The following is a 26783-nucleotide window of genomic DNA, read 5'->3' as shown; positions in this document are numbered from 1 at the left end:
GGAACCATTGCACAACCTGCTTGAGGAGAGTTTAACGCAGAGTAATGCACGAGTTATATGCCAGAAGTGGCAGATCGCCAGAACTTTAGTACTTTGCCCGACGATGCGGCAAGGAAATACCCCCCGGATATCGGCACCTCTTTCGATACGGTCAGGCCATGATGAGCCGCAGGTCGGGCCGAGGAAATCGACCGGCCGTCGTCGAGACTGCACAATCGGGGAATCGGGACCTAGTCCTGCCGTTCGGGGCGCCGTCACACGGACGCCACATGAATCACCTCGTCGACCTCGTCCGTCACGGCGACGATCCAATAGCACTCGTTCCTGCTGTCGTGCATCAGGCCGCCCCGGAGCTCCGCTACCGCCCGGTCGGCCGCCCCACACGCCATGGCGGGATCGGGTAATTCGACGCCTTCCCGATCCCAGACGAATGTCTCCTTGGAGCGGAGATGGAAATAGTAACGAGGCATCTCGTTTCCCTCCGTCGCGGTGATCTCGGCACAAGGGCGGGATCGGATCGGGTCAGCAGGTTTACAGCATGAGAGCGCCCTTATACCGCGAGAACGAACACGATCCGACCCGCCTCGTCGGTAATGACGGTGATCCTGTTGGGCATGCCCCCGATGGCATCCAGCAGAGCATCCCAGGGGGCACAGGCCCCCGCATTGTCGGGTTCGAAGGCCGATCTCAAGCTGGGCAGATCGACGCCTTCCCGATCCGGTATGAGACGGTCCGCAAGCTGAACATGGAAATGATAGCGGGTCATCGAGCCTTCCAGCTTCCGTCCCATCCTAAACTACACGGTCCGAGCTTGAGCGCTTTAACGCAGGTTATGAAAGCCGCGGACGAGAGTCGGTTTTTGCCGGAAAAGCCACCGGGCGGATTGACGGGCCGAGACCGCTTCGTGCCGATATCGGGCCTGATCGCCCCGCGAGGCGATGAACGCGCCACGCCGGGCGTGCGACATTCTTTCGTCCGAGGGTCTGAATCGGCCCTCACATCCCGATGCACGGACGATCTGCCGCCGATGCGGCCCGTGCCCAAAAACCGTTCTCAACGATTGAAATAGAGGCCGCGAGCAATGTTTCCGGGCTTGACGGCGGGAGGCGGCGGACCGGAGTGGGAGGACCGGCTCTCCGAATGGTGCCGACCATCACCCTTAGAGTTCTTTCCTAGCCGATGAGCCAGTCTCCGGCACCTTCATGATGACTACCTCCGATGCCGGTCAATCCTCAGGAATAGCCCGACCAAACCCGGCGAAAGCTGGTTATGCAGGCTGGCCTCCCTCGTCGGAAAAGGACTGCTTGCATGGCCCTGGTTATCGACGCGTCGAGTTTCGGCGCGAAAGCCAATGACTCGTTGGAGGACACGGCTGCCCTCAACGCAGCCGTCAAGGCGGCGCACGACGAGTATCTCAAGAACCCCTCCGCAGGTCGCGTCACGGTCGTTCTGCCGGCCGGCACCCTTCTGGTCAAAGGCAACGGCGACAAGAGCGACGGCGCGGTCGAGATGCTCACCGGCACGGCCCTGCAGGGTGCGGGCATGGGCCAGACGATCCTCAAGGTGGCGGACGGATGGGCCGGCAGCATCACCGGGGTGGTTCGCACCCCCTTCAACGAAGAGACAAGCAACGTCGGCGTGTTCGACCTCACCATCGACGGCAATCGCGGCGCCACGTCCGGCAAGATCGACGGCTTCTACACGGGCGTCGAGCCGGGAAGCCCGCGGCAGGACAGCGACATCCACGTGGCGCGCATCGAGGTGATGAACTGCTCCGGCTACGGCTTCGACCCGCACGAGCAGACCCTGCGCCTGACCATCGAGAGCAGCGTCTCGCACGGCAACGGACTCGACGGGTTCGTGGCCGATTACATCGTCAACGGCATCTACAGGAACAACCTCGCCTACGGCAACGACCGGCACGGGTTCAACATCACCACGACGACGACCGGGCTGCTCCTGGAGAACAACATCGCCTACGGCAACGGGTCGGCCGGCGTGGTCGTGCAGCGAGGTTCCGAGAACATCGGCTGGCCGAGCAATGTCCGGATCGTCGGCGGTCAGTACTACGGCAACCTCAAGGAAGGCGTTCTGCTCAACATGGCGGCCAACGTCACCGTCGACGGTGCCACGATCTTCGGCAACCAGGGTAACGGGGTGCGGATCGAGGGCTCCACGGGCACCGTCGTCCAGAACAGCTTCATCTTCAACAACGCTCAGGTCGGGGACAACCAGCTCGACGAGATCAGCATCCGCATGCGGGTCGATTCCACGACCGGGCTGACCTACTACTCGTCGAACACGCAGATCCTGAACAACACGATCTACTCCGACGGCGCGGTCGATGCACGCTACGGGATCCGCGAGGAGCCCACGAACACCGTAGGGGGCAACACCTTCATCCGGCTCGTCGGGAACGCGATATCGGGCACGGATTCAGGCGCCATCTTCACATCGAAGCAGACCTGGATCGGATCCGCGAGATCCAACTCGTTCAAGGGCACAGGGTTTGATGAGGACCTGAGCGGGCGCTCGGGCAATGACACCATTCGGGCAAGGAGCGGCAACGACCACGTATCCGGTGATGGCGGGAACGACAAACTTTATGGGGATGCCGGCAAGGACTACGTTTCCGGCGGCAAAGGGCACGACAGCCTCAGCGGCGGCGCCGGCAACGACATCCTGAGCGGCGACGCGGGCCGCGACGTCTTCATCTTCGACAGCAAGCTCGGAAACTTCAGGACGGATCGCACGGTCAACTTCGACACGATCCTCGACTACTCGGCGAAGGACGATTCCATCTGGCTCGACAACGCCGTTTTCCGCAAGCTCGGACCAGGCTCTTCGGCGAACCCCGCCAAGCTCGATGCCGGCTTCTTCCATGTCGGCACCAGGGCCGGGGATCCGGACGATTACATCCTCTACAACAGGAAGACCGGCGTTCTCTCCTACGATTCCGACGGCTCGGGTTCCCGCAAGCCGGTGGAGTTCGCCCAGCTCAAGAAGGGCCTTGCCCTGACCTACCACGACTTCTTCGTCGTGTGAGACCGGGGCGGCCCGTCAGGCCGCGATGACGATGTTGCGGCCGCGGCGCTTGGCCTGGTAGAGCGCGGCATCGGCCCGCCGCAGCAGCGCACCGGCGTCGGCTCCCGTATCGGTGATGCAGCCGACGCTGACGGTTGCCACGCCCTGGCCGCCGAGCGAGGCGGCCCCGTCGGCCGCGAAAGCGTGGCGGATTCGATCCGCCAGGAGAGCGGCCTCCCGGGAACCGCCGGCCAGGATCGCGCCGAATTCCTCGCCGCCGAGCCGGCCGTAGGTCTGCTGCGGGAGATGCGCCGCCAGCACCTCCCCGAAGATGGTCAGGATCCGGTCGCCCGCATCGTGGCCGAAGCGGTCGTTGATGGCCTTGAAGTTGTCGAGGTCGAACAGGAGACAGGACGCCGGCTTGGGTCCGAGCCGCCCGAGGAGCCGGGCAGCATTCTCCATGAAGGCGCGCCGGTTCGGAACTCCGGTCAGCGCATCGACGAGGGCAGCCTGCCTGTACTCGGATTCGACGCTCTCCTTGGCCATGGACAGAAACATGAAGGCTAGGGTCGGCCCGAACATGACCAGCAGGAGCGCCATGGAGGGCGACCATCGGCTTGCGAAGGTGTCGATCCACGATACGGAGGTGAGGCCGATCCCGAGCATTCCCCGGGACAGATTGAACACGGCCAGCGCCAGCAGAAGCAGGACGGAGACCCGCGAGGAGGCCAGCGGTCGCGCATCATGGCGACCGAGCTCCCAGGCCGAGAGCATCGAATAGGCGAAGGTGATCAGGGACGCGACGATCAGCCGGAAGCCGTGCGAGCTGTAGATGAAGGGAAATGCCGCCATCCAGACCGCGACCCCGGCGATCATCGCGGTCGCAGATACGGGGCGGCCGTTGAAGACCCGGCATCCCGTGTAGAGAACCCCATAGCACAGCAGGGCCAGGGCATTCGCCACGAGCAGGATCGCGTAAGCCGGCTGTCCGTGGGCCAGATTGGCCGATCCGATCCCGACGGCGATGAGCCAGAAGGCGCTGCCCCACCAGGCGAGCGCCCTGACCCTGCGATTCAGCACCCAGGAGAAAAGCAACAACGTTCCGAGCACCGCCGAAAGCAGCACGAAGGCAACGGTGAGCGTGGCAGGATCAAGGACCATCGGAGAGGCTGCCGTAGAGTTCGACCAGAAAGCCGCAGAGGAACCCCGACGACCCATCCCTGGGGATGCATGTGACGCTATCTCCCATCCGTCCGCCGATGTCCAGAACCCCGCCCTGCGGCGGATCGGGCGGACCCGACGGGAAGCGCCTGGAACGAAGGATTTTCCTCGGCATTGGTCCTGACGCGATATGATATCGGATAGGGAGACTTTCATGGGCCTGTATCACCGTCATGGCGTCCAGAGCACGGCCGCCATCGCTGGCCACCCCCTTCACCACATGCTGATCGTCTTTCCCGTGGCCTTCCTGATCGGGGCGTTCGGAACGGACATCGCCTTCATGGCCACCCAGGATGCATTCTGGGCGCAGGTGTCCTACTGGCTCCTGATCGCCGGAATCGTCACCGCCCTCGTGGCCGCCGTGCCGGGCCTGATCGATTTCGTGACCATCGACCGGGTGCGCAACGTCTGGGTCTCCTGGGCCCACATGGTGGCCAATCTCGTGGTGGTCGCCCTGGCCCTCGTCAATGTCGGCGTTCGCCTCGACGATCCGGCGGCCGGCGCTCAGGGATGGGGCCTCTGGCTGTCCGGCATCCAGACCGCCCTCCTCCTGTTCAGCGGCTGGCTCGGAGGAGAGCTCTCCTACCGCTACGGGATCGGGGCCATCCGGGACTATGGCCCGAAGGCCGAGCAGTTCCATGTGGAGGTGGACCGGGCAGACGTCGCCGCATCCTATGGCCGGCGGAAGACGGGATCGGACGTGTGATCCCGTCGGGGCGGCTCGCCTTGCCACGGCCGGGCTTGGGCCGCTACATTCGAGCCCGTCATGAAGCGATGCGCCCTCGCCCTTCTTTACGTCAGCCTTGCGACCCCCGGCCCGACGCTGGCGGCAACCGCATGCCCGCCGGGCTTCGCGATGCTGCAGGCGTCCGACACCTGTGTGCGCGTCAGCGGCCGCGTGAGAGCAGACACGGTGGTGGGATCGTCACGCGCCCGATCCGCGGACACCTACGGGACGCGGGCAGGCGGGCGCGTGCAGCTCGATGTGAGGAAGCAGACCGAATATGGGCCGGCCCGAGCCTTCATTTCGGTGGGAAACGAGCGTCGCTGACGGACCGATGGGACAGGAGCGCCCGAAGGCGCCCCGCTCGAACCGGATCAATACCCGTCGTCGTAGTATTCTTCACGGTAGTAGCTGCGCCGTGGCGCCTCATAGGTCCGGTAGGCCGGCCTCTCATAGGTCCGGTATGCGGGCCGGGCCGTCGCGGCAAGCGCTCCGCCGAGGATCGCACCGGTCACCCCGGCCGCGATGGCGGCATTGTTGTTGTGTCGCCGCTGAACGTAGTAGCGGGGCGCCTGGTGGCTCTTGTAATGCCCATAGGCGTGGCCTCTGCTCTTCCCGGGGCGGGCATCCACCGCACCGCTGAAGGACGTTGCGGCCAGAAGGGCTACGCTCACTGATACCAAGAGTTTCTTCATCGTCCATTCTCCGGAACTCCGATCAAAGGCGGGAGAGGGATCCTGGTCCGGATTCCCCTCCCGGCTCTCGCCGGTGTTGAGTTTACTGGTTCGGGGTGCTGCCGCCCTGGGACGAGGAACCGCCCTGCTGCGGCAGGCGCATGTTCGTCGAGCTGCTGCCCGAGTTCGAGCTGCCGCTGCCCGCGTTGCCGTTCATGTCCGTCCGGCTGCGCGTCGACACGGTTCCCGTCGTCTCGGGAGCGCTCGAACGGCTCCGGCTGGTCGAAACATTCACGTCATTGGAGCGACGCTGCTCGACCGATACGCCGACGCTCGGCGAGGTGTCCTGGGTCCGGCGAACCGTCGTGCGGCTCCTCACGGAGACGCTCGGCTCGTTGACCTCCTCGTAGCGGCGCACGGTCCGGCGGCGAACCTCGACCGGCTGCTCCTCGACCACATGGTAGCGACGCGTCTTGGAAACGACCTTGTTGGTCCGCTTCGTCTTCTTCACGGCCACTTTCTTGGTGGGCTTCTTCTTCACCACCGTGCGATGGATTTCCGTGTCGGGCTCCTCGTAGGTCGTCACGCTGCGGCGGCGGGTGACCGAGACGCTCGGCTCATCGGTCTCGTGCACCGTGCGGGACCGCACGGAGACGCCGGAGCGCTCACGGGTCTCGATGCCGACGCGGGTACCGGATTCCTCACGATCCCGGACGTTGATCTGAGCCCCGGAGCGCTCGGTCCGGGTCGCGCCGGTCGTCTCCGTCTGGGCCCGGCTGCCGCTGCCGGACTGGTTGCGCAGCATCTGGTTCGAATCCGAGGAGGATTGCGAGGACGTGCTGGTGTTGCTGTTGGTATTCGTCTGCGTCGAAGTCTGGGCGTAGGCCGCGCTGCTCAGTAAGAGAAGGGCGGCACCGAGAGCGATTTTCTTCACGGGACCATCTCCATAACAGTAAAGGTGGGAGATGAACGCCAACCCGTTGAGACTGTTCCCAATAACTTTAAGTAACGGATCTTATCATGCGACGGCGGGGCGAAGATGAACAAACGTTCAAGAACATGAATGTCCAGATCTCTCGAGCGTCCGCCAGGAGCGGCCCGCCGCACCCGTCAATCAACTCTTTACCATCATGATGAACAATGCTCGTCAGCGCGATACAGCTTAAGTTCATGGTCATGGCCATAGCTTAGCGCTATCGTGGTTTCATCGGGACGGGCAGTCATGGCGATTTTCAAGGCGTTCAACGCAGCCGGTGTGGGCTTCAACATGGCCAGCACCGACAGCTCGGGCTGGGCGTTCATCGGGGCTGATCCCTCGGTGACAACGGATCTCGTTTACGACGACGGCGCCGTCGCCGAGTACGAGATCGACGGCAGTCCGATCGTCGACTCCTTCACCGCCCGCTATTGGAGCGACGGCTACACCGTCGTGATCGACGACTTGGTCTACGAAAACTTCGGCCAGACCATCCTGTCCATCGAAGATCTCGATCTCCACACGACCGTCGACGAACTTCAGGGCTATGCCTGGTATGTGACGATCAACGGAGGGAACGACACCTTCTACGGCAATGATTACGACGATGTCATCCGCGGCGGATCGGGCGACGACGCCGTCCTTTCCTACGATGGCGACGACATCGTGTACGGCGACGCCGGTGAGGACGATCTCTATGGGCTTTCGGGAGACGACGACCTGTACGGGGGTGCCGGCCGCGACGTCGTAAGCGGCGGGGCCGGGAGCGATTACCTGAGCGGTGGCTCGGACAACGATACGCTGACGGGAGGTTCGGGCAACGACTACTTCGTCTTCGACAAGCGGCCGACCCGAAGCAACGTCGACAAGATCACGGACTTCCGGCCGAGCGACGACACGATCATGCTCGACGGCGATGTCTTCACCCGGGCGGGCCGCGACGGCTGGCTCTCGGCGGCGGCCTTCACGACCGGGCCGGCTGCCCGCGATGCCTCCGACCGGATCATCTACAACAAGCAGACGGGCGCCCTGCTCTACGATGCCGACGGAATCGGCGGCGTCGCGGCCGTGAAGTTCGCTCAGCTGAAGGCCGGTCTGAACCTCTCCAAGGCCGACTTCTTCATCTTCTAGAGCATCGGACGGACCCGGAGGGTCGCTGGCGTGGCCCGCTGGGTTCGCGCCGAACGATGCGCCGCTTCAGGAAGTGAGCATCGGACGTGAAAAGCGGGCCCAGGTTTCCCGTGCGATGCTCCACTCTTGGCTGTCCCCTTGTCCGTGCCCCTGTCTTGATCGCTCGGCCGATCCACCACCACGTCATCACCGGGCTTGTCCCGGTGATCCCGATCGGAAGAGCGCCGCGCTTCACCGGATCGGGATGGCCGGCACAAGGCCGGCCATGACGTGGAGGGTGTTGTCACCCGCTCACACCACTCTCCACGTCATCACCGGGCCTGTCCCGGTGATCCCGCTTCCGTAAGGCGCCGCGCTTCACCTTACCGGGATGGCTGGGACAGGCCCAGCCATGACATGGGACGGTGGAGCGCGATCCGTGTGTGGCGCGGGCCTTGAGCATCCGATGTGAAAAGTGGCCCGATTTCGCCGCACCATGCGCTCGGCTGCGTCGGACCTCAAGGAGCCATCACGACGGCCCTGGAAACAGGGCCGTTTCCTTTTGCCCCGCCGGGGAGCCTGGGCAAGCAGCCATTCCTGAGCCGCACATCGGTTAACGTGGCATTAGGACGTTATGCTACTAAAGCATAACAGACCTACATTATCACCACTCCTCTTTTGCAGCGCACACACTTATATCCGCTCTGCAAACGCAAGAACAAAGGCCACCGGTCAAAGGGGCCGGTCACTGTTAGGAGCTTCCCATGTTCGTATCGTACATCCTGTCTAAAGTCCGCGCTTACATGCGTTATCGCGAGACTGTCCGTGAGCTGTCGCTGCTTTCCGACCGCGAGCTCGATGACCTCGGCATCTCCCGCTTCCAGATCGATAGCATCGCTCGCCAGAACGCTCTCGCGTAAATCTCTGCTGCATCGCAGCAAAAGGCCCTAGCCCGCCTCCCGGCGGGCTTTCGCTTGTCTGGAGCCCTGTCAGGACGCCTGTCGGAGGCTTCAGCGGCCGCCCGACACGGACAGGTTGGCCCCGGCGATGTAGGACGCCGCGTCCGACATCAGGAACAGCACGGCCTCGGCGATCTCCTCCGGCTCCCCGATCCGGTTCATGGGGATGTGGGGCCGAATGCGCTCCACCCGGCCGGCATCCTGGGTGCTGCGCTCGTGGATGTCCGTCATGGTCATCCCGGGCGAGACCGCGTTGACCCGGATCCCCTCGCTGGCCAGCTCCTTCGCCATCCCGATGGTGAGCGAGTCGACCGCGCCCTTGGAGGCCGCGTACCAGACATATTCGTTGGGACTGCCAAGGCTCGCCGCGACGGACGAGATGTTGACGATGGTGCCGCCGGCTCCGCCCCGGCTGGTGGACAGGCGTCGCGCCGCCTCCCGGGCCACCCAGATCGCCCCCAGGACATTCACATCGATGCAGGCCCGGATGGCGTCCGAGGAAGCCTGCTCCAGCCGGCTCGACTTGCCGGTGATGCCCGCGTTGTTGACCACATGGGAGATCGGGCCCAGGACGGACTGGGCCTCGTCGAACATCCGCACCACGTCGGCTTCCACGGCGACGTCGCCTTGGCACGCCACCGCGGACGCTCCCGACGCGCGGCAGGCCTCGAGCACCCGTTCGGCGGATTCGCGCTCGGACCGGTAGGTGATGGCGACATCGTAGCCGCGCGCGGCGGCGAGCTGCGCCACCGCGGCCCCTATGCCGCGGCTTCCACCTGTAATAAGGACGACGGGGCGTCTGGATTGCATGGCGTTCTAAGCCTTCCCAAAAGTAATTCGGCTCAACTTGACCAGCGCTCCCCAGGGAGTCAACAAAGCCGCTCGGGAGAATGATCATGAGCACCATCGAACCCATCCATGTCATCGGCGGCGGGCTTGCCGGCTCGGAAGCGGCCTGGCAGATCGCCCAGGCGGGTGTGCCGGTCGTTCTTCACGAGATGCGCCCCGTGCGGGGCACTGACGCCCATAAGACCGAGGGGCTGGCGGAGCTCGTCTGCTCCAATTCCTTCCGCTCGGACGACCCGGAGACCAACGCGGTGGGCCTGCTGCATCAGGAGATGCGCACGCTCGGCTCCCTGATCATGGCCAAGGGCGACGCCAACCAGGTTCCGGCCGGCGGCGCGCTCGCGGTCGATCGCGACGGGTTCTCGAACGCCGTCACGGCCACGCTCGAAGCGCACCCTCTCGTCACCATCGAGCGGGGCGAGATCGCCGGCCTCCCGCCGGAGGAATGGTCCTCCGTCATCGTCGCCACCGGGCCCCTCACCTCGCCGGCTCTCGCCGAGGCGATTCTCAGCCTGACCGGCGAGACGTCGCTCGCCTTCTTCGACGCCATCGCGCCGATCGTCTATCGCGAGTCCGTCAACATGGACGTCGCCTGGTTCCAGTCGCGCTACGACAAGGTCGGACCGGGCGGCACCGGCAAGGACTACATCAACTGCCCCATGACCCGGGAGCAGTACGAGGCCTTCGTCGACGCGCTGATCGCCGGCGACAAGACCGAGTTCAAGGAATGGGAGGCCGACACGCCGTATTTCGACGGCTGCCTGCCGATCGAGGTCATGGCCGAGCGAGGCCGCGAGACCTTGCGCCACGGCCCCATGAAGCCGGTCGGCCTCACCGACCCGCGCAATCCCGACAGGAAGCCCTATGCCATCGTGCAGCTGCGCCAGGACAACGCGCTCGGGACCCTGTTCAACATGGTGGGCTTCCAGACCAAGCTGAAATACGGCGCGCAGACCGCGATCCTGCGCATGATCCCGGGCCTGGAGAACGCCGAGTTCGCGCGGCTCGGCGGCATCCACCGCAACACCTATCTCAACTCGCCCAAGCTCCTCGATCCGACCCTGCGCCTGAAGGCGATGCCGCGCCTGCGCTTCGCGGGCCAGATCACCGGCTGCGAGGGATACGTGGAGAGCGCCGCCGTCGGTCTCATGACCGGACGCTTCGCCGCCGCCGAGCGGCTCGGCCGGCCGATGGAGCCCCTGCCGCACACCACGGCGCTCGGGGCGCTGATCAACCACATCACCGGCGGGCATATCGAGACCATCGACGAGGGGCCGCGCTCCTTCCAGCCCATGAACGTGAATTTCGGGCTTTTTCCGCCGCTGGCCCAAGCACCGAAGGCCGAGGACGGCAAGCGCCTGCGCGGCCCCGCCAAGGCCGTCGCCCGCAAGAAGGCGCTGACGGACAGGGCCAGGGCCGATCTGGCGGCCTGGCTGTCGGGCGGGGCTCTGCCCGCCGCCGCGGAGTAAGCCGGGCCCCTGGAGGGCGGCGCCAGCCGGGTGCCTCATCCTCCCACGTCATCACCGGGCTTGTCCCGGTGATCTCGATCGGAAGACCGCCGAGCGCATCGTGCGGACGAAAGCGGGCCGCACTCGACCATGCCCCGGCCAAGAGGGTAGCATCGGATCCGATCCCAAACCTGGGTCCACTTTTCCGTTCTGACCGATGCTCTCATCCAAGAAGAAAGCATCGGATGGATCCAAAAGTGCAAGTCCACTTTTCACGTCCGATGCTTTAGAACGGCCCGCGCCAGAGCGCCCAGATCCGCCGCCATTGCGGCAGGTCCACGGGCGTGTGGAACGGATCGTAATCCTTCCGTTCCATGGCCCTGAGATACGGTTCGACCAGGGCGATCGGCTGAAAGGCCGGCTTCGCCGGGTCGGGAACCGTTGCGCGCAGCTTGCGCGCCTGTTCCAGGTGCCTGCGGGCGACCGCGCGGAGATCGGCCAGGGCGCCTTCGAGACCGGGCCCACCGCGTCCGGTTACGATATCCTCGCGCACGACCCCGTGGCGGGCCAGGAGATCGGCCGGGATGTAGACCTGACCCTGTCGCGCATGATGCGGGAAGGCACGGAGAAGCCCGGTGACGGCATAAGCCACGCCCGCATGGCCGGCCGCATCCGCGGTGCCCGGATTGGATCCGTCGGCCAGGACGAGGCTCGCAAGCTGGATCAGGCTCGACGAGGTCTCGCCGCAATAGCCCTCGAGATCGTTCAAGCTCGGCATGGGATCGTCGTAGAGATCGAAGATCCGGGCATCGATCAGGTCGACGAAGGACTGACGGGGCAGGCGGAACTGGACGATGGTGTCGTCGAGCGCAGCCGCCACGGGGTTGGCCCGCACGTCGCCCCGCGCCTCGCCCTGGAGGGCGTCGCGCCACCATTGCAGGCGGATCTCGCCGACGAGGGCCTCGCGCACGGCCTCGCGGACCCGGGCGACCTCGAAGTTGAAGGCATGGAGCGCGTAGAGGTGCGGACGCTTTTCGGCAGGCGCGAAGAGGCTCGCCCAGTAGCGGTCCGGATCGGCCTCGCGCACGAGCGCTTCGCAATGGGCGAAGTTGGCAATTGCGTCCGCCATGTCAGGGAACGGCGATCAGGGCGGCGCCGACCTTGCGGTTCTCGCCGAGCAGGATGTTGTAGGTGCGAGCGGCGGCGCCCGTCTGCATCACGTCGAGACCGATCCCCGCCTCGCGGAAGCGCGTGCGGAAGGACGCCGGAATGGCCGCGATGTCGGTGCCCGTGCCGAGGAGCAGGAGATCGATCGCATCGGCCTCCGCGAAGACCGGATCGAGCGCCTCGTCGGTCAGCTCGGCCACGGAGCCGACCGGCCACGCCCTGATGCCCGACGGCAGGGCGAGCAGGGATCCGCGATGGGACATGTCGGCAAAGCGGAAGCCGCCGTTGCCGTAGGCGTCGAACGGATAGCGTCCCGGCAGGAAGCCGTCGTAGAGGCGACCATCGCTCATGGTCCTACTCCGCTGCGGCGGCCCTGCCCTCCGGCACCTTGAGGGTCTCCGACCCGCGCAGACCGATATAGATCAGCATGGGCGACGAGATGCAGATCGCCGAATACGTACAGATGACGACGCCGTAGAGCATGACCTGCGCGAAGCCCTGGATCGCCTGCCCGCCGAAGAGGACCAGCGCCAGGAGCGAGAGCGCCGTCGTGGTCGCCGTCATGATCGTTCGGGACATGGTGGTGTTGATCGAGAGATTCAACAGCTCTTCCGCCGGCATCGCCTTGTAGCGCCGCATCAGTTCGCGGGTCCGGTCGAACACCACCACCGTCTCGTTGAGCGAGTAGCCCACGATGGTGAGAATGGCGGCGATCGACGTCATGTTGAACTCGTGCCGGGTGATCACGAAGAACCCGATGGTGAGCACGATGTCATGGAGCGTGCCGATGATCGACGCCACCGCCAGCTCCCGCTCGAAGCGGAACCAGAGATAGAACAGAACCGCGATGACCGACAGCACGATGCCAATGGTGCCGGATTGAACGAGCTCGCCCGACACGCGCGGGCCGACCGTCTCGACCCGGCGGAAATCGTACTCGTTGCCGAAGGTGTCGCGGGCCTTCTGCACCACGGCCGTCTGCGCGGCCTCGCCGCCGGACTGGATCGGGAAGCGCAGCGAGACCTCGCCGGAGCCGCCGAATTCCTGCACCTCCACGTCGCCGAAGCCGAAGCTCTCGGCAGTCTGGCGGATCTGGGCGACGTTGGCCTGGCCGGACTTGGCCTGGATCTCCATGAGCGTGCCGCCCTTGAAGTCGATGCCGAAGTTGAGCCCGACCGTCATCAGCACGATGGCGGTCGCCACCGAGATCAGGGCCGACAGCGGGAACGAGAAGCGCCGCAGGCGCATGAAGTCGAAATGGGAGTTTTCGGGCCAGAGGCGAATGAGGCGCACGATACGCACTCCTTAGAACGGAAGGGCTTTGGGACGCATCCACTGATACCAGAGCGCGATCATCATGCGCGTCAGGGTGACGGCGGTGATCACCGTCGTCAGGATGCCGAGAATGAACACGACGGCGAAGCCGCGCACGGGGCCGGAACCGAGGAAGAACAGGATCACGGCCGCGATGGCCATGGTGCTGTTCGAATCCACGATGGTCGCGAAGGCCCGGTCGAAGCCGGCCTGGATGCCCGACACGATCGACCGTCCGGCGTGCACCTCTTCGCGGATGCGCTCGTAGATGAGCACGTTGGAGTCCACCGCCGTGCCGATGGTGAGCACGATGCCGGCGATGCCCGGCAGGGTCAGGGTCGCTTCCAGCACGGACATGAGACCGAAGATCAGGCCCACATGGACGAGAAGCGCGATGTTCGCGATGAGGCCGAAGATACCGTAGGTGGCGAACATGAAGATCACCACGAAGATGGCCGCCACATAGGTGGCCATCTTGCCGGCTTCGATGGAGTCGCGTCCGAGGCCGGGGCCGACGGTGCGCTCCTCCACGATGGTCAGCTTGGCCGGCAGGGCGCCGGAGCGGAGCAGGACGGCGAGATTGTTGACCTGCTCGACCGTGAAGCTTCCCGAGATCTGGCCGGAGCCGCCCGTGATGGGCGACTGGATCGTCGGGGCCGAGATGACCCGGTTGTCGAGGACGATCGCGAGCTGACGGCCCAGGTTCTCGGTGGTCGCCTGGCCGAACCGTTGGGCTCCGCGGATGTTGAAGCGGAAATTGACGATGGGCTGGCGGGTCTGGCTGTCGAAGGCCGGCTGGGCATCGGTCAGGTCGCCGCCTTCGGCGATCACCCGGCGCTCGACGGGAACGCGCTGTCCGCCGGCATCCTCCATGGGGAGCAGGTCGACGTCGGTCGCGCCCGGCTGGGCCAACAGGCGGAACTCGAGGTTGCCGGTCTCGCCGAGCAGGGCCTTCAGCTGCTGCGGATCCTGAAGGCCGGGAACCTGGACGAGGATGCGGTCGGCGCCCTGGCGCTGGATGCTCGGTTCGGTCGTGCCGCCGAAGTCGATACGCCGACGGACGACCTCGATGGACTGGTCGACGGCGCGGCGCACGCGCTCGTTGATGCCCGCATCCGTGTAGGTCAGCGTGATCACCCCGTCGGGGGTGGTGTTGATCGCGATGGTGTTGTTGCCGCTCTGGCCGATCACGGCGTTGCCGATGGGCTGGGCCAGCTCCCGCAGGCGCGGCAGCAGCCGGTCGCGGTCCGCGGCATCGGGCACGCGGATCTGCACGCCGCGCTGGACCGTCTGAATGCCGTTCTGGGACGACACGCGGGTGTCGCGCAGGATGCGGCGGACGTCGTCGCGGAGGATCGTGACCTGGCCGCGCAGCAGATCCTGGGCGTCGACCTCGAGAAGGACGTGCGAACCGCCCTGCAGGTCCAAGCCCAGGACGATGGCGCGGGACGGAACGAGCCAGGACGGGACCCAGCTCGGGACGGCGTTCAGGAAAGCCTGACGCTGCTCGCGATTCATCGTGCTCGGAACCGCAAGAAGCAGGCCGATCACAATGATCGCCACGGTGGCGATGATCTTCGACCTCGAGAAGCGCAGCATCGTCAGCTCAACCTTTCTCACTCACTTGGCCGCATTCTGGAGCGGCGAACCGGCCCTCGTCCCAAAGGGAAGGGCCGGCCATTTGTCACATCAGGCCTTGACCGGCTCGCTCTTGGAGCGGACCTCGGAGATCATGGCCCGGGCCACCTTCACCTTCACGCCGTCGGCGATCTCGACCTCGACATCGGCCGAATCCTCGAGAACCTTGGTCACCTTGCCGATGATGCCGCCGGACGTGACGACCGTATCGCCGCGGCGGACGTTCTTGATCATCTCCTGGTGGGCCTTCACCCGGCGCTGCTGCGGACGGATGATCAGGAACCACATGATGACGAATATGAGGATGAACGGGACGAATTGAAGGATCATCTCCGTTCCGCCCCCGGCCGGGGCCCCTTGTGCGAAGGCAGGTGAAATGAACAAGCGGCTCTCCATGGATAAAGGCGCGTGGCAGGCCCGATTGGGGCCCACCCGCGCCGGACGGGATGACAAAGCGTGGCGGACTATACCCATCGACTCGCCGAAATCAATGAAGTTGAAGGCCTTTCCCAAGGCTCCTGCGGGGTTGCCGCCCTCCGCCCGTCGGGCGCACGGCCGGTTTCGCAGCGCGGCGCGTCCGCGACCCCGATCCGGCCTCTCCCTTCAGGAGGCGGCTTTTTGCTCCCGAGCCGGATCCCCCTTCGCCGAAAAATGCGCTAAGCACGCCTTCCTTGCCTCACTTATTCTTGAAGTCAGATCCCATGCCCGCCGACATCACCTCCCCCGAATCCCTGGCGCTTTTGACGCGGATCGCCGAGGCCCTGGAGCGCCTCACCCCGGCCACCGCGGCTCACGCCGACGTCACCGGAGCCGATGCCTTCGTCTGGCAGGCGGCCGGCCGCAGGCTCTCCCCCGTGCCGAAGGTGAACCGGGTCGAGATGAGCCTCCTGCGCGGCATCGACCGGGTCAGGGACCAACTGGCGGAGAATACGCAGCGCTTCGCGCGGGGCCTGCCGGCGAACAACGCCCTGCTCTGGGGCGCCCGCGGCATGGGCAAATCGTCCCTGGTCAAGGCGGTCCATGCGGAGATCAACCATGGCAAGGGGGCCGATGCCCGCCCCCTCAAGCTGATCGAGATCCACCGGGAGGACATCGAGACCCTGCCCGACCTCATGGGTCTGCTGCGGGCCGATCCGCACCGCTTCATCGTGTTCTGCGACGATCTCTCGTTCGACGCGGACGACACCTCCTACAAGTCGCTCAAGGCCGTGCTGGAAGGCGGCATCGAGGGCCGGCCCGACAACGTGATCTTCTACGCCACTTCGAACCGGCGCCACCTGCTGCCGCGCGACATGATGGAGAACGAGCGCTCGACCGCCATCAACCCGGGCGAGGCGGTCGAGGAGAAGGTCTCCCTGTCCGACCGGTTCGGCCTCTGGCTCGGCTTCCACAAGTGCAGCCAGGACGAGTATCTCGACATGGTCTTCGCCTATGTCGACCATCTGGGCCTCCAGACGGACCGCGACTCCGTCCGCGCGGAGGCTCTGGAATGGGCCACCACCCGCGGCGCACGCTCGGGACGCACCGCCTGGCAGTTCATCCAGGACCTGGCCGGCCGTCTCGGCAAGGCGCTCTGACAAGGCGCTCTGAATCGACAAGGGGACGGTGGCTGAGCTCCACCGTCCCCTCATTCGACCAGCTTCGATAGGCGAAAGCTGACCTGAACCGTTGATCCGATCAGCCGCCGAGGTGCTTCATGGGGTCGACCGGCTGGGCGCCCTTGCGGATCTCGAAGTGGAGCTGCGGCGAGGTCACGTTGCCGGTCTGGCCGGAGGTGGCGATCACCTGGCCACGCTTCACCTGCTCACCGCGCTTGACGTTGAGCGAGCCGTTGTGGGCGTAGGCCGAGACGAAGCCGTTCTCGTGCTTGATCAGGACGAGGTTGCCGTAGCCCTTCACCTCGCTGCCCGCGTAGGTCACCGTGCCGGCTTCGGCCGCCTTGACCGGCGTGCCTTCGGGAACCGCGATGTTGATGCCCTCGTTGCCGCCATTGGCGCCGAAACCGGCGATGACCCGGCCGCGGGCCGGCCAGCGAAAATCGCCGGACACGCTCGCGGTCTGCTCGGGCTCGGCGACCGGAGCCTTCGCGGCCTCCGGCTGCGGCGCCGGCGCGGCCGGCTGAATGACGGCCGGCTTCACCGGCTCGGGCTGGGTCAGGGCGGCCACCTTGGGCTGCTCGACGACCGGCTTCGGCGCGGGCGCCAGAGGCTTCGGGGCGGGCGCCAGAGGCTTCGGGGCGGACACCAGCGGCTCGTTCGTGGCGGACGCGACCTGCATCGGGGCGGACTTGGCGGGAGCAGGCGCGGCCGGAGCCGGAGCCTGAGCGGTCGTCGTCATGCCCGGACGAACGCGCTTCACCGGCTCGGCGGCGGCAACCGGCGTGGCGGCGGCCGGAGTCCTGGACGTGTCGACGAGGCGGAATTTCGGCTGGCTGGCCGGCTGCGCCGGGACCGAGTGAGCGACCGGCACGGGACGCGGCTGGATCGGTGCGGGAGCGGCGGCGATACGGGTGGGCTGCGGCAGGGGCTGGGACTGCACGGGCGGCAGGGCCTGGGCCTGAACCGACGGCGTCGGCATCGGGGCCGGAGCGTAGGACGGCGCCGGCTGCGGCGAGGACGACGCGGTGGCGTCCATGCGCTCGCTGGCCGCGAACGGGTTGGAGAACGGGTTCTCGGCGAACCGTGCACTATCGGTACTGCAGGCCGCCGCCGCACTGCCGATCAACCCCACCAAGGCGATCCGCGACACCGCAACCCAATGCCCAGAACACACACGCAACCGCATCACTCAACCCCAACCGAACGCAACTCGATGAAGCCATTAAAAGCCTGTTCAGGTTAAGCATCGGTTGACGTTGCGCGGATTCCCGTAACCTTGTCCGAAAAAAATTCGGTTGGGTTGGAACCCACCGAAAAGTGGACATGTTTTCGGCGCGATGCCTCGAGCATCGGACAATCGGCATAGCCGTCTCTCCCCTCGACGTCATCACCGGGCTTGTCCCGGTGATCTCGATGCGGTGAGGCTCGGCGCTTGTCTCCATCGGGATGGCCGGCACAAGGCCGGCCATGACGTGGGTGGGTGTGATCACCGGCCCGCACCACCCTCTCACGTCATCACCGGGCTCGCCCCGGTGATCCCGATTGTCCGATGCTCCACTCTTGGCCGGCGCACCGTTCGACGCGAAAAACCGGGTCCACTTTTTCGCACGGTGCGCTAGAGGGTCGCCGCGATGCCGGTGACGAGAGGCGAAATGCGCAAGGCCGCCCCGATCGTCTGCATCAGGGCGCCGTCCGCGTCGCGTTCGATCCGCACGAGATGGGGGACGCCTTCTTTCGTGAGGGCGCCGATCAGACGGCCGCCCGGAGCGAGGAGAGACGTGACGGCCTGCGGGATCTCGGGCCGTGCGCCGTTGAGCAGGATGCGGTCGAAGCGATCCCGGACGCGCGCTGCCAGTCCGTCGCCCACCTCCAGCCGGACCTTGCCCGCTTCCACGATCTTGAGATGCTGCGCGGCGCTCTCCGCCAGGGTGTTGAACCGCTCGACGCTCGTAACCTCGGCTCCGAGCCTCGCCAGCAGCGCCGTCACGTAGCCGCTTCCGGTCCCGATCTCCAGCACGCGCTGCCCCGGCTGGACGCCGAGCGCGAGCAGCATGGCCGCCACCGTCGCCGGCCCCGTCATGGTCTGACCGCAGGGCAGCGGCAGGGCGACGTCGGTACGGGCGAGATCGGTGAAGCGGCGCGGGGCGAACACCTCGCGGGGCACGAGTTCCATGGCGCGCAGCAGCGCCGTGTCTCGGATGCCTTTGGCGCGCAAGGACAGGATGAACGACGCAGCACCGATCGCCTCCTGCTCGTCGCGGGCCTCCGCATCAGGCAGGAACGGCATGTCCTGGTTCATTGCGCCGGCACCCTCATCGGCCGAAGGCCTGCGCGTAGCGCGTCAGCGTCGGCTCGTCGGTCATGTCGATCCGCAGCGGCGTCACGGCGATGCGCCGATGAGCGATGGCCCACAGATCGGTACCGTTGCCGGGCGTGAACGGCCGGCGCTCGAACGCGATCCAGAAATAAGGGTTGCCGCGTCCGTCCCGGCGCTCGTCGAGGCGCAGGAGCTCCTGCGTGCGCTGCCCCTGGTTGACGAGGGACGTTCCCTCCACCTCGTCGGGCTCGCAATCCGGGAAATTGACGTTGACCAGGATACCCTTGTCGATGCCGGCCTCGAGGATGCGGCGCACGACCTTGGGGCCGTGGTGCTCGGCGCAGTGCCAGCGCGGCGCATTGCGCGTGCCGGGTCCGTAGGCCTGGGACAGGGCGATGGACGGAAGCCCTAAGATCGTACCTTCGATGGCCCCCGCCACGGTGCCGGAATAGGTCACGTCCTCCGCCACGTTCTGGCCCCGGTTGACCCCGGAAAGAACGAGATCGGGCCTCGCGTCCTGCATGAGGTGGCGCACGCCCATGATCACGCAGTCCGTCGGTGTGCCCTTCACGGCGAAGTGCCGCTCTGAGATTTCGCGCAGGCGCAGGGGATCGTTGAGGGACAGGGAGTGGGCGACGCCGCTCTGATCGGTCTCGGGGGCGACGACCCACACGTCGTCCGACAGGTTGCGGGCGATCGCCTCCAGGGTCTTCAGGCCGGGAGCATGAATGCCGTCGTCGTTGGTGCAGAGAATGCGCATGTCAGGCCTGACGCTCGATTCGTTTCATCCCGCCCATGTAGGGCTGCAGCGCCGACGGGATCGCCACGCTGCCGTCCTCGTTCTGATAGTTCTCCAGAACGGCCACGAGCGTGCGGCCGACCGCGAGACCGGAGCCGTTGAGCGTGTGCACGAAACGCGGCTGCTTCTCGCCGGCGGCGCGGTAGCGCGCGTTCATGCGGCGGGCCTGGAAATCCGAGCAGACCGAGCAGCTCGAAATCTCGCGGTACATGCCCTGCCCCGGCAGCCACACCTCGATGTCGTAGGTCTTGGTCGAGGAGAAGCCCATGTCGCCGGTGCACAGCGTCATGGTGCGGAACGGGAGCTCCAGCTTCTTCAGCACGTTCTCGGCGCTCGTGAGCATGCGCTCGTGCTCGTCGGCGGACGTCTCCGGGGTGGTGATCGAGACGAGCTCGCACTTCACGAACTGGTGCTGGCGGATCATGCCGCGGGTGTCACGCCCGGCGGAGCCGGCCTCGGCGCGGAAGCTCGGCGTCAGCGCCGTGAAGCGCAGCGGAAGCTGCTCTTCCGAAAGGATCTGCTCCCTGACGAGATTGGTGAGCGTGACCTCGGCGGTCGGGATCATGCCATAGCGCGTGTCCTTGATCATCCGGCCGATGGCCTCCGGCGGCCGACCCTCGAGCGCCGCCTGCACGACCTGTTCCAACGTGTTGCCGGGAAAGGCCCAGAACTGGTCGTCCTCGAATTTCGGCAGCTGCGCCGTGCCGAACATCGCGTCGTCGCGAACCAGCAGCGGCGGATTGACTTCCGTGTAGCCATGCTCGGTCGTGTGCAGGTCGATCATGAACTGTCCGAGCGCCCGCTCGAGCCGGGCCAGCGCGCCCTTCAGCACCACGAAGCGCGAGCCGGAGAGCTTCGCGGCCGTCTCGAAATCCATCAGGCCGAGGGCCTCGCCGAGCTCGAAGTGCTGCTTGGCGCTGTTGAGCGTCGGCGGCGTGCCGAAGCGGTGGCGCTCCACGTTGCCGTGCTCGTCGGCTCCGACCGGGACATCCTCTTTGGGAATGTTGGGGATCGCCGCCAGGGCCTCGAACAGGGCCTTTTCGGCGGCGCGCTCCGCCTCCTCCAGATCCGGCGTGGTTTCCTTGATCCTGGCGACCTCGGCCATCAGCTCCTGGGCCCGCGCCTCGTCCTTTTTCGCCTTGGCCTGGCCGATTTCCTTGGACAGGGCATTGCGGCGCTCGGTAGCGGCCTGGAGGGCGGAAACGGCGCTCTTGCGCCGGTCGTCGAGGGCGATCAGCTGCGCGGACTGGGGCTCCATGCCCCGGTTCCGGAGGCCCTGGTCGAAAGCCGCGGGGTTCTCGCGGATGGAACGGATGTCGTGCATGGGATCAGGACCTGCTTCGTCAGGCAGTCCCGCCCGTCAGAACAAGACCGCCCCTTCAACTCTTGCCGAGGATGGCGGCCGGTGCGAGGGACCTCGTCGAGGCCCCTACTCCTCTGCCGCGCGCGCGGCCTCGGCTTCCGCACGCTTCTTCTCGACCATGGTGACGGAGAAGATGGATGCCTCGTAAAGAAGCAAGGTGGGGACCGCAAGGGCGAACTGGCTGATCACGTCCGGCGGCGTGAGAACCGCCGCGATCACGAACACGATGACCACGGCATAGCGGCGCTTATCCTTGAGGAATTGCGAATCGATGATCCCGGCCCGGGCCAGAAGGGTCAGGACCACCGGAAGCTGGAAGCAGATGCCGAACGCGAAGATGAGCGTCATGATCAGCGACAGGTACTCGCTGACCTTGGGCAGGAACTCGATGCTGGGACTGGTATCCGTGGCCAGCTGCTGCATCCCCACGGAGAAGCGCATGAGGAGCGGCATGGCGATGAAATAGACGCAGGCCGCCCCGATGACGAAGAGGACCGGGGTCGCGATCAGATACGGCACGAAGGCCCGGCGCTCGTTCTTGTAGAGGCCTGGCGCCACGAACTTGTAGACCTGGATGGCGATGATCGGAAAAGCCAGGAAACCGGCGCCGAAGGCCGCGACCTGGATCTGCGTGAACAGATATTCGAGCCCGTGGGTATAGACGAGATGCGCCCTCTCGGGCGAGCCGACCGCCAGGACGTAGGGCCAGACCAGCGCGTTGTAGATGTACTTGGCGGCGGCAAAGCAGACGAAGAACATCGCGACGAACGCGACAAGCGCCTTGATCAGGCGCGAGCGCAACTCGGTCAGATGCTCGATCAGAGGCGCGCGCGATGCCTCGACCTCATCCTCTTCAACGGCGGTGGTCATCCGGCTTTTGCGTCCGCTTTTCGGGGCTGTTCTGAAAGTTGTTCGGCGAGGGCCGCCTGCTGGGCCTCGTACTCCGCCTCGCGGCGCAGGGACTCGGCGATCTCGGCGGCAGGATCGACCGTCGGGGGCGTCGGCAGGTCGACGAGCGGATCCGCAGGACGCGAATCCTCGGGATCCGGCGCCCGACCCTCCACGACGGCCTGGACCGTTGCGTCGGAAGCCGCCGGAGCAGGCGGTGGCACGTCGGCCACCAGCACCGGCTGTTCGGGGGACACCGGCTGATCGGACGGCACGGGCGCGGCATCCGGCCCTGTCGCCGGCTCGGGGGCCTTCTCAGGCGCCTCGATCGACGTCTTCAGCTCGTCCCGGATCGTCTGGATCGGGTTGAAGTTCGTGCTGCCGATGGAAGTGACGGACTCGTTCACGCCCTGGAGCTGCTTCTTGACCTCGTCGAGCTCGGCCTCGCGCATGGCCTCGTTGAACTGGCCCTGGAACTCCGCCGCCATGCGGCGAAGCTTTCCGGTCACCTGCCCGACGGTCCTCAGGGCCTTGGGCAGATCCTTCGGGCCGATCACGATCAGCGCAACGGCGCCGATCACCATGATCTCACCCCAGCTCATGTCCAACATGACGTGGCCTCGAACCTGCCCTTTACGTACTCACGCGTACTGACACGCCGCGAATGGCGGCGGCGCACGAAGCTTAGCCGACCTTGTGGTCCGTCGTCGCGGCGCTCGTGGGAGCGCCGGCCTGATGGTCGATGGTCCGGACGGGCTCCGACGGCTGCACCGGCTTTGCCGGGGTATCGTCCTCGGACATGCCCTTCTTGAAGGCTTTGATGCCCTTCGCGACGTCTCCCATCATGTCGGAGATCTTCCCGCGTCCGAACAGCAGGACGACGATCAGACCCACGACGATCCAGTGCCAAATACTCGTGCCACCCATGGCAATTCCTCCTGCGCCCGAAAAGGCGCGGTCTTTCAATATGAACTCGTCGCCAACCTATGCGTCGGAGGCGGCGAAAACAAGGACATCCTTCGTATCGATCTCGATGCCCACATCCTGTCCCTCCGTCGCACCGGCGGGATCGTGAATGCGCGCCTGGAGCGGACGATCGAGCCCCGGCACGTCAATGTGCAGGAGATCGACTTCGCCGAGGAAGCGACGGGACACCACACGTCCCGGGAGGCAGAAGCCCGCCGGCTTGAGCCTCACCCCCTGGGGCCGCACGCAGACGATCGCGGGACCGTCCGCCAGATGCGGCGCCGGAAAGAGCCCGACGGGAGACGAAACCCGGCCGTTCCGCACCACACCCTCGAGTTCGTTGAAATCGCAGAAGAAGCGGGCCGCGAACAGATTGGCCGGACGCCGATAGATCTCCTCGGCGTCGCCTTGCTGAATGATCGTGCCGGCCCGCATGAGGACGATCCGGTCGGCGATCCGCATCGCCTCCTCCGGATCGTGCGTCACGACGATGGTCGTCGCCCCGGTTTCCCTCAGGATCGCGACGGTCTCGTCCCGGATGGCATCCCGCATGCGCCGGTCGAGATTCGAGAACGGCTCATCCATGAGCAGGACGCCGGGCCGCGGGGCGATCGAGCGCGCCAGCGCCACCCGCTGCTGCTCGCCGCCGGACAGGGTATGGGGGTACTCCCCGGCATAATGCTCGAGTCCGACGCGCGACAGGGCACGCCGGGCGGCGATCCCGGCCTCGGCGGCCGAGAGGTCCTTGAGACCGAACATGATGTTCTGCAGGATCGTCATGTGCGGGAACAGGGCGTAATCCTGGAACATCAGCCCGATGCCCCTTCGCTCCGGCTCCACGAAAGCCCGCGGGCCGGTGACCTCGAGCCCGTCCATGAGCACGCGGCCGGAGGTCGGCGCCTCGACCCCCGCGGCGATCCGCAGCAGGGTAGTCTTCCCGCAGCCGGAATGACCCAGCAGGCAGATGATCTCCCCCGGCTCGATGGTGAGCGAGACCCCGTCGAGGGCGCGCTGCGTATCGTAGGCCTGGACGATGGTCTCGAAGGTAAGCTGGGCCGGGATCGACGCACCCGCCGTGCCCCGCTGCCCCCATCGGGGCAGGCGGAATCGGTCGCGGGCCGACGCAGCGGGCCTTTCGGTCATTCCTGATCCGCCTCGGTCTGGTGCATGTCCAGGGGTTGGAGGGGATCGTCCTCGAGCGGATCCTCGTCCTCGCGCAGGGCCTCCGCGTCGGAAGGCGTCGGCACCGAGAGGTCGGAGGGAACGCGTCCTTCGATGAAGCCCGCACCCTTGAGCTCCTCGAGACCCGGCAGATCCTCGATGGCGTCGAGCCCGAAATGCTCCAGGAAGCCGGGCGTCGTGCCATAGGTCACGGGGCGGCCGGGCGCCTTCCTGCGCCCCCTCAGCCGGATCCAACCCGTCTCCAACAAGGTATCGACCGTCCCTTTGGACGTGGCGACGCCGCGGATCTCCTCGATCTCCGCGCGGGTCACCGGCTGGTGATAGGCGATGATCGCGAGGGTTTCCATGGCGGCGCGCGAGAGCCGGCGCTGATCGACCACGTCGCGGGCGAGCACGAAGGACAGGTCGCTCGCGGTCCGGAAGGTCCATTTGCCGGCCACCCGGACGAGGTTGACGCCCCGCAGCGCGTAGAACTCGGTCAGGTCCTGGAGGATCCTCTCCACGTCGGCGCCCTCCGGCAGCCGGCCTCTCAGCTCCTCTGCGCTCAGGGGCGCGGGAGCGGCGAACAGAAGCGCCTCGGCGATCCGCATGGCCTCGCCGTGATCGGGGACGTGGCTGACCTCGGGAGCCTCGGTCTCGGGGGTGGGGCCGGTATCGTCCTGCATGTCGGGCAGCATCCTAAATTCCTGCCGGGGCCGCATCCGCCACCGGCTTGACCCAGACCGGAGCGAAGGCCTCATCCTGCCGGACCGTGAGCTTGCCCTCGCGCACCATCTCCAGGGTGGCGGACAGGGCCGAGGCCAGGACGGTCGGACGCATGGCAGGCTCGACCATGAATTCCACGAGATAGGTATCGAGGGTCACCCAGTCGCTCAGGTGACCCACCAGGCGCTCCAGGGCCTCGCGCGCATCGACCAGGGACCAGACGGTCCGCCTGTGCAGGGACACCCTGGCGTTGAGCTGGATCTGCCGCTGCCGGGCATAGGCCTTGAGAAGATCGTAGAGGCTCGCCTCGTAGCGGGAATTCCGGTTGACGATCACGGGCTCCGGCGCCCCGCGGGCGAAGACGTCGCGGCCGAGCCAGGCGCGTTCCCCCATCTTCTTGGCGGCCTCGCGGATCGCCTCCAGACGGCGCAGGCGCAGGGCGAGCGCCGTGGCGAGATCCTCGGCGCTGGGCTCCTCGCCCTTCGGCGGTTCGGGCAGCAGGAGGCGTGACTTGAGGTAGGCGAGCCACGCGGCCATCACCAGATAGTCCGCCGCCAGCTCGAGGCGCATGCGGCGCGCCTCCTCGATGAAGGCGATGTACTGCTCGGCCAGCGCCAGGATCGAGATGCGGTGAAGATCCACCTTCTGGCGCCGGGCCAGTTCCAGCAGCAGGTCGAGCGGTCCTTCGAACCCGTCCACGTCGACCAGCAGGGTGGGCTCGCTCTCGGCCCGCTCCGTGCGTTCGACATCCTCGAAGGGTAAAGGGTTTGCCATGGACCTTGCTCAACTCATGAGGTTCGAAGCTTCATAAGCTTTAGGCGATCATCGCAAGCGCGGAATCGAGCCTGGACCTGGCATCCACAGGATCCAGCGGCTCCGGATCATGGGTGATGCGAGCTAACGCAGCGTTAGCCCGACGGAGGGAATCTCCTTCGAGCGCGGGGGCGGCCTCGGCCACCCCGCTCATTTCGTCCATGCTGCCGTTGCAATGGAGGGCCATGTCGCAGCCCGCGGCAAAGGCCGCCTCCGTCCGGTCCCGGAACGAGCCCGAGAGAGCGCGCATGGACAGGTCATCGGTCATCACCAGCCCGTCATAGCCGATATGGCCCCGGATGATCTCCTCCATGACGATGCGGGATGTCGTGGCCGGGTGGTCCGGATCGAGCGCCGTGTACACCACGTGCGCGGTCATCGCGAGCGGCATGTCGGTGAGCATCCGGAAGGGAGCGAAATCGTGCCTCTCCAGCTCCTCGCGGGAGGCTTCGACCACCGGCAGGGCAAGGTGGCTGTCGGCGCCGGCCCGGCCGTGGCCGGGCATGTGCTTGACCACCGGCAGGACCCCTCCGGCCATGAGCCCCTCGGCGGCCGCGCGGCCCAGAATGGCGACCTGATCGGGCGTCCTGCCGTAGGCCCGGTCGCCGATGACGTCGTGCGCACCAGGCGACGGCACGTCCAGAACCGGCAGGCAATCCACCGTAACCCCCACGGACCGGAGGTCGTGGGCGATCAGGCGCGCCCCGAGCCGGGCGATCTCACGCTGGACCAGCGGGTCGTTGGCATGAAGGCGCCCGTAGGTGCTGCCGGACGGGTATTTCGGCCAGTGCGGCGGCCCCATGCGCTGGACCCGGCCGCCCTCCTGGTCGATCAGGATCGGAGCATCCGCGCGTCCGACCGCGTCCCTCAGGGAAGCGCAAAGCGCCCTCACCTGCTCCGGGCTCTCCACATTGCGGCGGAAGAGAATGAAGCCCCACGGCTCCGCCTCCTTGAAGAACGCGATCTCGTCGGGGGTGAGGTCATGGCCGGAGCATCCAGCAATAAAGGCGCGGGTTGTCATACCCGCGCCTTACGGCCCCTGCTCGGCAGG

General features: G+C 66.2%; 29 protein-coding genes. 7 read left to right on the top strand and 22 right to left on the bottom strand.

The genetic code is table 11. The annotated features are described in order from the left end of the window. Positions 1 to 254: 254 nt before the first annotated feature. Positions 255 to 470: a DUF6894 family protein gene (locus NF876_RS04450; protein WP_262267637.1), complete on the bottom strand. Its 216-nt coding sequence runs from the start codon at positions 468 to 470 to the stop codon at positions 255 to 257. Between the two features lie 80 nt (positions 471 to 550). Continuing rightward, positions 551 to 766 (bottom strand): DUF6894 family protein, encoded by a 216-nt coding sequence (locus NF876_RS04445; protein ID WP_262267636.1) that lies wholly within the window; start codon positions 764 to 766, stop codon positions 551 to 553. A 542-nt stretch (positions 767 to 1308) separates the two neighbouring features. On the opposite strand from NF876_RS04445, the gene NF876_RS04440 reads away from it, so the two are divergent. Further along, entirely contained in the window at positions 1309 to 3045 is a 1737-nt protein-coding gene (locus tag NF876_RS04440; protein WP_262267635.1) for a right-handed parallel beta-helix repeat-containing protein, read from the top strand. A 15-nt stretch (positions 3046 to 3060) separates the two neighbouring features. On the opposite strand, the gene NF876_RS04435 is transcribed toward NF876_RS04440, so the two are convergent. Further along, entirely contained in the window at positions 3061 to 4185 is a 1125-nt protein-coding gene (locus NF876_RS04435) for a GGDEF domain-containing protein (RefSeq protein WP_262267634.1), read from the bottom strand. 214 nt (positions 4186 to 4399) lie between these two features. On the opposite strand from NF876_RS04435, the gene NF876_RS04430 reads away from it, so the two are divergent. Together NF876_RS04430 and NF876_RS04425 are read left to right on the top strand one after the other, a co-directional pair. Beyond that, positions 4400 to 4951: a DUF2231 domain-containing protein gene (locus NF876_RS04430; RefSeq protein ID WP_262267633.1), complete on the top strand. Its 552-nt coding sequence runs from the start codon at positions 4400 to 4402 to the stop codon at positions 4949 to 4951. A 60-nt stretch (positions 4952 to 5011) separates the two neighbouring features. Continuing rightward, positions 5012 to 5296: a porin gene (locus tag NF876_RS04425; protein WP_262267632.1), complete on the top strand. Its 285-nt coding sequence runs from the start codon at positions 5012 to 5014 to the stop codon at positions 5294 to 5296. Between the two features lie 47 nt (positions 5297 to 5343). On the opposite strand, the gene NF876_RS04420 is transcribed toward NF876_RS04425, so the two are convergent. Beyond that, positions 5344 to 5664: a hypothetical protein gene (locus NF876_RS04420; RefSeq protein ID WP_262267631.1), complete on the bottom strand. Its 321-nt coding sequence runs from the start codon at positions 5662 to 5664 to the stop codon at positions 5344 to 5346. Between the two features lie 82 nt (positions 5665 to 5746). Then, the gene (locus NF876_RS04415; RefSeq protein WP_262267630.1) at positions 5747 to 6577 is read right to left on the bottom strand and encodes a hypothetical protein; all 831 of its coding nucleotides are present in this window, start codon (positions 6575 to 6577) and stop codon (positions 5747 to 5749) included. 288 nt (positions 6578 to 6865) lie between these two features. On the opposite strand from NF876_RS04415, the gene NF876_RS04410 reads away from it, so the two are divergent. Then, positions 6866 to 7750, top strand: a complete 885-nt coding sequence (locus tag NF876_RS04410; protein ID WP_262267629.1) for a calcium-binding protein — start codon at positions 6866 to 6868, stop codon at positions 7748 to 7750. Between the two features lie 743 nt (positions 7751 to 8493). Then, complete coding sequence (locus tag NF876_RS04405; protein WP_262267628.1) at positions 8494 to 8649, top strand: DUF1127 domain-containing protein; 156 nt, start codon at positions 8494 to 8496, stop codon at positions 8647 to 8649. A 90-nt stretch (positions 8650 to 8739) separates the two neighbouring features. On the opposite strand, the gene NF876_RS04400 is transcribed toward NF876_RS04405, so the two are convergent. Continuing rightward, complete coding sequence (locus tag NF876_RS04400) at positions 8740 to 9498, bottom strand: glucose 1-dehydrogenase (RefSeq protein WP_262267627.1); 759 nt, start codon at positions 9496 to 9498, stop codon at positions 8740 to 8742. A gap of 86 nt (positions 9499 to 9584) precedes the next feature. Between NF876_RS04400 and trmFO the strand changes: the two genes are divergently transcribed. Beyond that, the gene (gene trmFO / locus NF876_RS04395; RefSeq protein ID WP_262267626.1) at positions 9585 to 11003 is read left to right on the top strand and encodes a methylenetetrahydrofolate--tRNA-(uracil(54)-C(5))-methyltransferase (FADH(2)-oxidizing) TrmFO; all 1419 of its coding nucleotides are present in this window, start codon (positions 9585 to 9587) and stop codon (positions 11001 to 11003) included. Between the two features lie 265 nt (positions 11004 to 11268). On the opposite strand, the gene NF876_RS04390 is transcribed toward trmFO, so the two are convergent. The 5 genes from NF876_RS04390 to yajC form a co-directional block, all read right to left on the bottom strand. Beyond that, the gene (locus NF876_RS04390; protein WP_262267625.1) at positions 11269 to 12111 is read right to left on the bottom strand and encodes a phytoene/squalene synthase family protein; all 843 of its coding nucleotides are present in this window, start codon (positions 12109 to 12111) and stop codon (positions 11269 to 11271) included. 1 nt (position 12112) lies between these two features. Further along, complete coding sequence (locus NF876_RS04385) at positions 12113 to 12499, bottom strand: Mth938-like domain-containing protein (protein ID WP_262267624.1); 387 nt, start codon at positions 12497 to 12499, stop codon at positions 12113 to 12115. 4 nt (positions 12500 to 12503) lie between these two features. Further along, the gene (secF, locus tag NF876_RS04380; protein WP_262267623.1) at positions 12504 to 13442 is read right to left on the bottom strand and encodes a protein translocase subunit SecF; all 939 of its coding nucleotides are present in this window, start codon (positions 13440 to 13442) and stop codon (positions 12504 to 12506) included. 12 nt (positions 13443 to 13454) lie between these two features. Beyond that, on the bottom strand, positions 13455 to 15062 hold the full coding sequence (gene secD / locus NF876_RS04375; protein ID WP_262267622.1) for a protein translocase subunit SecD: 1608 nt from the start codon (positions 15060 to 15062) through the stop codon (positions 13455 to 13457). A gap of 90 nt (positions 15063 to 15152) precedes the next feature. Next, positions 15153 to 15485: a preprotein translocase subunit YajC gene (gene yajC, locus NF876_RS04370; RefSeq protein WP_247654589.1), complete on the bottom strand. Its 333-nt coding sequence runs from the start codon at positions 15483 to 15485 to the stop codon at positions 15153 to 15155. Positions 15486 to 15802: 317 nt separating this feature from the next. Between yajC and NF876_RS04365 the strand changes: the two genes are divergently transcribed. Next, on the top strand, positions 15803 to 16678 hold the full coding sequence (locus NF876_RS04365; protein WP_262267621.1) for an ATP-binding protein: 876 nt from the start codon (positions 15803 to 15805) through the stop codon (positions 16676 to 16678). Positions 16679 to 16778: 100 nt separating this feature from the next. Here NF876_RS04365 and NF876_RS04360 read toward each other — a convergent pair whose 3' ends face one another. From NF876_RS04360 to nagZ, 11 genes are all read right to left on the bottom strand, one after another. Then, positions 16779 to 17831, bottom strand: a complete 1053-nt coding sequence (locus tag NF876_RS04360; protein WP_262267620.1) for a M23 family metallopeptidase — start codon at positions 17829 to 17831, stop codon at positions 16779 to 16781. Between the two features lie 483 nt (positions 17832 to 18314). Further along, positions 18315 to 18998 carry a protein-L-isoaspartate O-methyltransferase family protein gene (locus NF876_RS04355; RefSeq protein ID WP_262267619.1) on the bottom strand — a complete coding sequence of 228 codons (684 nt, stop codon included), beginning with the start codon at positions 18996 to 18998 and terminating at the stop codon, positions 18315 to 18317. Positions 18999 to 19011: 13 nt separating this feature from the next. Continuing rightward, positions 19012 to 19776 carry a 5'/3'-nucleotidase SurE gene (gene surE, locus NF876_RS04350; protein WP_262267618.1) on the bottom strand — a complete coding sequence of 255 codons (765 nt, stop codon included), beginning with the start codon at positions 19774 to 19776 and terminating at the stop codon, positions 19012 to 19014. Between the two features lies 1 nt (position 19777). Next, positions 19778 to 21139, bottom strand: coding sequence for a serine--tRNA ligase (gene serS, locus NF876_RS04345; RefSeq protein ID WP_262267617.1), 1362 nt, complete (start codon positions 21137 to 21139; stop codon positions 19778 to 19780). Between the two features lie 105 nt (positions 21140 to 21244). Next, on the bottom strand, positions 21245 to 22048 hold the full coding sequence (gene tatC / locus NF876_RS04340) for a twin-arginine translocase subunit TatC (protein ID WP_262267616.1): 804 nt from the start codon (positions 22046 to 22048) through the stop codon (positions 21245 to 21247). After that, positions 22045 to 22677, bottom strand: a complete 633-nt coding sequence (tatB, locus tag NF876_RS04335; protein WP_262267615.1) for a Sec-independent protein translocase protein TatB — start codon at positions 22675 to 22677, stop codon at positions 22045 to 22047. Before tatB ends, tatC begins: the two co-directional genes overlap by 4 nt. Before the next feature lie 73 nt (positions 22678 to 22750). Continuing rightward, positions 22751 to 22993 (bottom strand): twin-arginine translocase TatA/TatE family subunit, encoded by a 243-nt coding sequence (locus NF876_RS04330; RefSeq protein ID WP_262267614.1) that lies wholly within the window; start codon positions 22991 to 22993, stop codon positions 22751 to 22753. 57 nt (positions 22994 to 23050) lie between these two features. Beyond that, the gene (locus NF876_RS04325; RefSeq protein WP_262267613.1) at positions 23051 to 24175 is read right to left on the bottom strand and encodes an ABC transporter ATP-binding protein; all 1125 of its coding nucleotides are present in this window, start codon (positions 24173 to 24175) and stop codon (positions 23051 to 23053) included. Beyond that, positions 24172 to 24891 carry an SMC-Scp complex subunit ScpB gene (scpB, locus tag NF876_RS04320; RefSeq protein WP_262267612.1) on the bottom strand — a complete coding sequence of 240 codons (720 nt, stop codon included), beginning with the start codon at positions 24889 to 24891 and terminating at the stop codon, positions 24172 to 24174. Before scpB ends, NF876_RS04325 begins: the two co-directional genes overlap by 4 nt. A 1-nt stretch (position 24892) precedes the next feature. After that, positions 24893 to 25693, bottom strand: coding sequence for a segregation and condensation protein A (locus NF876_RS04315; RefSeq protein WP_262267611.1), 801 nt, complete (start codon positions 25691 to 25693; stop codon positions 24893 to 24895). A 40-nt stretch (positions 25694 to 25733) separates the two neighbouring features. After that, positions 25734 to 26753, bottom strand: a complete 1020-nt coding sequence (nagZ, locus tag NF876_RS04310; RefSeq protein ID WP_262267610.1) for a beta-N-acetylhexosaminidase — start codon at positions 26751 to 26753, stop codon at positions 25734 to 25736. Positions 26754 to 26783 lie beyond the last annotated feature (30 nt).

The sequence above is a fragment of the Microvirga yunnanensis genome (assembly GCF_025460875.1).
The sequence above is the reverse complement of the archived record's forward strand: the minus strand, read 5'-3'. Positions and strand labels throughout refer to the sequence as shown.